The sequence below is a fragment of the Micromonospora sp. NPDC050784 genome (assembly GCF_044456765.1).
Lineage (GTDB): Bacteria > Actinomycetota > Actinomycetes > Mycobacteriales > Micromonosporaceae > Micromonospora > Micromonospora foliorum.
The window spans coordinates 112,348-118,411 of record NZ_JBITGG010000023.1; the positions used below are offsets into that span (position 1 = coordinate 112,348).

At 71.8% G+C, this 6,064-nt stretch carries 6 protein-coding genes; 4 read left to right on the top strand and 2 right to left on the bottom strand.

Translation table 11 applies throughout. The features are described 5' to 3' along the window. Nucleotides 1-11 precede the first annotated feature (11 nt). Both ACIBD9_RS26855 and ACIBD9_RS26860 read right to left on the bottom strand, forming a co-directional pair. On the bottom strand, nt 12-845 hold the full coding sequence (locus tag ACIBD9_RS26855) for an MOSC domain-containing protein (protein WP_396721835.1): 834 nt from the start codon (nt 843-845) through the stop codon (nt 12-14). A 46-nt stretch (nt 846-891) separates the two neighbouring features. Then, entirely contained in the window at nt 892-1,674 is a 783-nt protein-coding gene (locus ACIBD9_RS26860; RefSeq protein WP_396721837.1) for a carbon-nitrogen hydrolase family protein, read from the bottom strand. Between ACIBD9_RS26860 and ACIBD9_RS26865 the strand changes: the two genes are divergently transcribed. The 4 genes from ACIBD9_RS26865 (at nt 1,673) to ACIBD9_RS26880 (ending at nt 5,636) form a co-directional block, all read left to right on the top strand. Continuing rightward, nucleotides 1,673-2,455, top strand: a complete 783-nt coding sequence (locus ACIBD9_RS26865; RefSeq protein ID WP_396721838.1) for a DedA family protein — start codon at nt 1,673-1,675, stop codon at nt 2,453-2,455. The genes ACIBD9_RS26860 and ACIBD9_RS26865 overlap by 2 nt on opposite strands. Nucleotides 2,456-2,465: 10 nt before the next feature. Further along, nucleotides 2,466-3,644 carry a sensor histidine kinase gene (locus ACIBD9_RS26870; RefSeq protein ID WP_396721840.1) on the top strand — a complete coding sequence of 393 codons (1,179 nt, stop codon included), beginning with the start codon at nt 2,466-2,468 and terminating at the stop codon, nt 3,642-3,644. Next, nucleotides 3,635-4,279: a response regulator gene (locus ACIBD9_RS26875; RefSeq protein WP_396721841.1), complete on the top strand. Its 645-nt coding sequence runs from the start codon at nt 3,635-3,637 to the stop codon at nt 4,277-4,279. Before ACIBD9_RS26870 ends, ACIBD9_RS26875 begins: the two co-directional genes overlap by 10 nt. 796 nt (nt 4,280-5,075) lie before the next feature. Continuing rightward, complete coding sequence (locus ACIBD9_RS26880; RefSeq protein WP_396721842.1) at nt 5,076-5,636, top strand: hypothetical protein; 561 nt, start codon at nt 5,076-5,078, stop codon at nt 5,634-5,636. Nucleotides 5,637-6,064: the final 428 nt, after the last annotated feature.

A 6,064-nucleotide genomic window follows, 5' to 3' on the forward strand; every position in this document is an offset into this window, starting at 1 on the left:
CGCGCAAACACTCACGGGCCGACCGTGGCGCGGTCGCCGTCGGCCACCCGTCCGGAGCGGACCACACGGGCGTACGCGCCGACACACGGCTGGGGACCCATCCCGGGCAGCGGCTCGATCCGGTTGAGCCGGGCGGGCACCCGCAGCGCCTCGGTCTCGCGGGGCAGCGGGCCGTGCGCGAGCGTCGGCACCGCGCAGCGCGGCGTCGGCGCGAGCACGGCGAGCACCAGGTCCGGCCCGACGCGCAGCTCCCGGCCGACCCAGCCGTTCTCGGCGAAGGCGTCCGTGTCCGTGTCGAGCACCAGGTTGGGCCGGTAGCGTTCCACTGTCCCCGCCCCCGGCGGTAGGTGCCCGGCGATCCGGTCCAGGGTCGCGGTGGTGACCAGGTGGATCGGCGCGAAGTCGAAGAAGGTGCTGGGCAGCACCGACCCGAGCCGGCTCTCGTCGGCCGCGACCTCGTCGTCGAGGCCGGCGGCGAGCACCGCCTCCGGGTGGGACCGCAGCAGGGTGGCGCCGGCCGGTACGGCGTCGATGAGGGTCACCGGGCGGCCCACCGCCGCGGTGAGCGCCCGGTCGATGTCGGGGTCCTCGATCGACAGGTGGCGGCCGTCGGGCAGGGTGATCCGTACCGGATCGGTCGCCCCGCCGGTCGCTTGTAGCGTGAGCAGGCCCCGCCAGCGATGGGGTTGCTTGGCGCTTGCCACCCGTCCACTGGTCGGATCCAGCAGAGCCAGCAATCGGTCACCCGCGACGCCGGTCTCACCGATGTCGGCGGCCGCGATCCGCTCTCCGAGCAGCGACTTCACCGGGTACCGCCGCAGCTGCACGACTCGTCCGGAGATCATTTGCATCACCCTAACCGCGCCGGCCGTGGCCACCTGCGGCGACCGGTCAGCCGATGGTGACGCTTACCGACTCGCCCGGTTCGGCGCCCGCGCGGGCGACGACCTCGCCGTCCGGCGTCCAGACGCCCGACCGCCCCGCCGCCTCGGTGTAGCCACCGCCGGTCGACCCGGCGAAGCTCGCCACCGCCACCCAGACCCGGTGCGTGGTGGCGATCCGGTACGCGCGCTGGTCCGTCACTGCGGCGTCGCGGGCGGACTCCAGGACGCCCGCCACGTACACGTCGATCCCGAGCGCGACCGTCCGCGCCGCGTGCGCGGCCACGCCGGTGTCCTTGCAGACCGCCAGGCCCACCCGCCAACCGTCCACATCGAGCACGACCGGCGCGTCGCCGGGCCGGAAGCGGCGGGCCTCCGCGTCCCCCAGCCACATCTTCCGGTACGCCACCGTCGCACCGCCGCCGGTCACCGCCAGCATCGCGATGTGGTCGCCCGCGACCGGCGCACCGGCCAGGGCCAGCGCGTTCGTCTCGGCGCACGCCTCGACCAGCGGCGCCAACCGTGGGTCGTCGACCGACAGGACCGGCGCGTCCAACTCGTACCCGGTCAGCGACAGCTCCGGAAAGACCACCACCCGGGCGCGCGCCGCGCGGACCGCGGCGGCGTGCGACCGCGCGTTCTCCGCGACATCCAGGGGTACGCACGGCGGCTGCACCACCGCGAGCCGCAGTGGGGTGCGGCTTTCCGCACCCCCACCGGTGTGGTCGACCCGCGCGGCCGGGCGGTCAGCCTCATGGTCGACTCTCAGGATGACTTCGTAACGTGGGCGCATGATTCGAACGTCCCACGCCGTGTTCGCCACCGGAACCCCCGCCGCCGCCGCGGAACCACCGCAGGACGGGATCGTCGGCTACGTCACTGACCTGGTGGAACGACTCGGCGGACCGGGTGCCGGCCTGGCGGTGGCGTTGGAGAACCTCTTCCCGCCGATCCCCAGCGAGGTGATCCTGCCGCTGGCCGGGTTCGTCGCCGCACAGGGACGGATGAGTCTGGTCGGTGCGATCTTCTGGACCACGCTGGGCTCGGTGCTGGGCGCGCTCGCGCTCTACCTGATCGGCGCGGCCCTGGGGCGTGACCGGATGCGCGCCATCGTGTCCCGGCTCCCACTGGTCAAGCTCAGCGACGTGGACCGGACCGAGGCGTGGTTCCTGCGGCACGGTGTGAAGGCGGTCTTCTTCGGCCGGATGATCCCGATCTTCCGGAGCTTGATCTCCATTCCGGCCGGCGTGGAGCGGATGCCGGTGACCACGTTCCTGCTCTACACCACGCTGGGCAGCCTGATTTGGAACACCACCTTCGTGCTCGCCGGCTACCTGCTGGGCGACAACTGGCACCTCGTCGAGGGCTACGTCGGCACGCTCCAGAAAGTGGTGATCGTGGTCTGCGTGGCGGCGGCCGCCTGGTTCGTCGGGTCCCGCGTGTTGAAGGCCCGCCGCGCCGCGCGGAACCCCGAGCCGACCGAACCCGCGCAGAGCGAACTGAACGGGATGCCCGACCCGGGCGGGCGCGGCACCCTCTACCGAAGCGGCACCTGGGCCTCGGACGAGCGCTAGCCAAGACTCGGTGCGGAAGGCGGGCGAGGTGGTGGGGGAGCGGCGAACCGGTAGGTGGTGGCTTCGGCTCCGGCTGCCGGTCGGCGTCGCCGTCGGAGTCGCGACGGCCGCCGTCGAGTTCGCCTTTCTCGCCGTCGCGGCCGCCGCGTACAGCGTGTGCGCGTTCGCGCCTGCGGCCGGCCGTCGGGTATCCGGCCTGACCAGCAGGTACGGCGGGTGGCTGGTGCGGATGGAACATCGCCGCCTCGCCGGGCTGCTCGCCGCCGAGGATGTGCCCACGCCGAACGCTGTGCCGACCCGGCGGCAGGTCGGCTACCTCGCTGCCCGACTGCTACCCGGCACGCTCGGCCTGCTGGCGTACGCCGTGCTGGGCGTAGGAGTGGTGCTGGCCGGGATCGTGCTGCGCGCGGCGGTGCGCGGAGAGCTGACCCTGCTCGACGCCCTGTCCCAGGTCGCCGTCGGGGCGGTGTTGCTACTGCTCAACGTTCAGGCCGTTGCGAGCATCGCCGCGCTGGACATCCGGCTGGCTCGACGACTGCTCGGCCCGGGAAGTCGGGCGGCGCTGACGCGACGGGTCCACGAGCTGACCACCAGTCGGGCCGGAGTCATCGCCGCCGTGGACGCCGAACGGCAGCGCATCGAACGCGACCTGCACGACGGCCTCCAACAACGGCTGGTCGCCCTCGGCATGCTGCTCGGCCGGGCCCGGCGCGCCCGCGACGCCGACCGCACGCACGCGCTGCTCGCCCAGGCACACGAGGACGTGCAGCGGGCCATCGAGGAGTTGCGCGAGGTGGCGTGGCGGGTCTACCCATCGGCCCTGGACAGCAGTGACCTGGGCGAGGTACTGACCATCGTCGCCCGCGCCTCCGAGGTGCCGGTGCGGATCCGTTGCGAGCTCCCGGCCCGCCCCGAACGGCAGCTCGAGACGGTGCTGTACTTCGTGGCCTGCGAGGCGCTCACCAACGCCGCGAAACACGCCGCCGCTACCCTGGTCACGGTCGATATTGGCGTACGGGATGGGTGGATCCGGATGCGCGTGCACGACGACGGCGTCGGCGGGGCGGAACCGACCGGGCGCGGGTTGTCCGGGCTGGCGCGGCGGGTCGCCGCGCTGGACGGCCGGCTGCGGGTGACCAGCCCAGCCGGCGGTCCGACGACCCTGCTGGCGGAGTTACCGTGCGACTAGTCCTCGCCGAAGACTCGACGCTGCTCCGGGAGGGCTTGACGCGGTTGCTCGCCGACGAGGACCACGAGGTGCTCGCGGCGGTCGGGACCGCCGACCAGCTTGTCGAGGCGGTCGAACGCTCCCGTCCCGACGTGGTCGTCACCGACGTCCGGATGCCACCCACCCACACCGATGACGGCCTGCGGGCCGCACTGGAGATCCGTCATCGGTGGCCCGACACCGGCGTCCTCGTACTCTCCCAGTACGTGGAGCGGCGTTACGCCGGGCGGCTGCTCGCGGACCGTCCCGAGGGGGTCGGCTACCTGCTCAAGGACCGGGTCGCCCAGGTGGACGACTTCCTCGACGCCCTCGACCGGGTCGCCGCCGGAGGCACCGCCCTCGACCCGGAGGTGGTCCGCCAGGTGGTGGCCGGCTCCGAGCGGCCCGACCCGCTCGGTCGGCTCACGCCGCGAGAACGGGACGTACTGCACGAGATGGCCCAGGGGCACACGAACCTCGCCATCGCCCAGCGGCTGCACGTGTCGCAGAGCGCGATCGAGAAGCACGTCAACGCCATCTTCGACAAACTCGACCTCGCTCACACGACCGGCTACAGCCGCAGGATCCTCGCCATCCTGCGCTACCTGGACACCTGACGCGGCCAGGATGGGAGACCGGACGCGCGGGCCGGGCCGGCATCCAGGATCCGAGGCCGGGCACCCGTGGGCGAGGCGACATGCAGGACGGGGAGGCTGGGCGGGCCGGACGGCCGCGCCGGACGGCCGGGCCAGGATGATCAACTCGGGTTTCATGAAGTCGGGATGTCCGGGAGTCCGGGATGCCCCGACTTCCGTGAACCCGAGTCGATCACGCTTGGCTGAGGCGGATTCGACATTGTGGGCCCGACGTGGTGGGCGGTTTGTCGGGTGATGGGGCGGTATGGGTGGTGACCGGTCGCACGGGTGGGCCGGAATCATGGCCGGGCCGGGGTCGTTACATACCCTGACGATCGCAGCACCACCGACCCGCCGCCCGACCCTTGGGGCGTGGTCGCGCAGGTTGGAATGCGAGCCAGCCGCCGGTCGTTACAGTCCCCACGAACGACCGCAGGCACCGCCTCGACGAGGGTGCCGGCAGGTGGGCCAGCCCCGGGAATGACCCCGGCCACCGGGTCGTTGCAGTCCCCACGAACGACCGCAGGCACCGCCACGATGAGGGTGCCGGCAGGTGGGCCAGCCCCGGAATGACCCCCGGCCCCCGGTCGTTACACAGGGACCCGGCGCCACGAGCCCCCGCCCGTAGGCCGCCGTCAGACGCCGAGTCACCGTAGGCGTCACCCCCCAGACTTTCCCCCTTGTTACGTGCAGCGCCGGACGAGGTGCTCACACCCGTCACCACCGTGTCCCCCGATCGGTGTGTGCGGGTGTTCTACCCCCGAAGGAGCTACCCCTGATGAACACGATCTTCCGTAAGAGCATGCTGTCTGTTGCTGGTCTCGCGTTCGCCGGTGGTGTCTTCGCCGGCCCGGTCGCCGCGCACGCCAACCCGGTCGATGCCAAGCCGGTCGCGGTGGCGGTGCAGACCAACGCGCCGAAGCCGCAGGGCGACCAGTCCCACATCACCCTGAACGACGAGCAGACCGCCAACGTCAAGGCGATCATCGCCGCCACGAAGAAGGCCGGCCTCCCGGAGCGGGCCGCGGTGATCTCGATCGCGACGAGCCTGCAGGAGTCGAAGCTGGAGAACCTGGGTCACCTCGGCGACATGAACGACCACGACTCGCTGGGCCTGTTCCAGCAGCGCCCGAGCTCGGGTTGGGGTACGCCGGAGCAGATCACCGACCCCGAGTACTCCACCACCGCGTTCCTCAAGGGTCTGAAGCAGGTCGATGGGTGGCAGGACATGCCGCTGACCGACGCCGCGCAGACCGTGCAGGTATCGGCCTACCCGGACGCCTACGCCCAGTGGGAACAGCAGGCCACCGACCTCGTCGCCCAGTACTGGAACAGCTGACCCACACCACCGCACCCACAGAACCAGCGCACCTAAGCACCACTGCACGACACCGACCGCTGGCCGGCACCCGCAACCCGGGGGTGCCGGCCAGTGGCACTTCCGTTTCCGGTGTGGCAGGCACACGGTCGCTGGTCGCGGACGCTGCGACGCCGGGTGCCGGCCGGAAGTGGATGCCGCGACGTCGGGTGCCCGCCGGAAGTGGATGCCGGGACGCCGGCGGGTGTCCGTCGGAACCGGGTGCCCGCCGGAAGCGGGATGGTGCGCCGGCGGTAGCGGATGGCGCGGTCCGGTTGATGGCTACCAGCAGATCTTGGACAGTTTCCGTTCACGCGGAACTGTGCTGTCCCGAGACATGTGTCAAGGGGAAGTCCCGATAGATGTGTCATGAGTTGTTGATCAGGCTGCTCGGGTGAGGCTGATGTAGG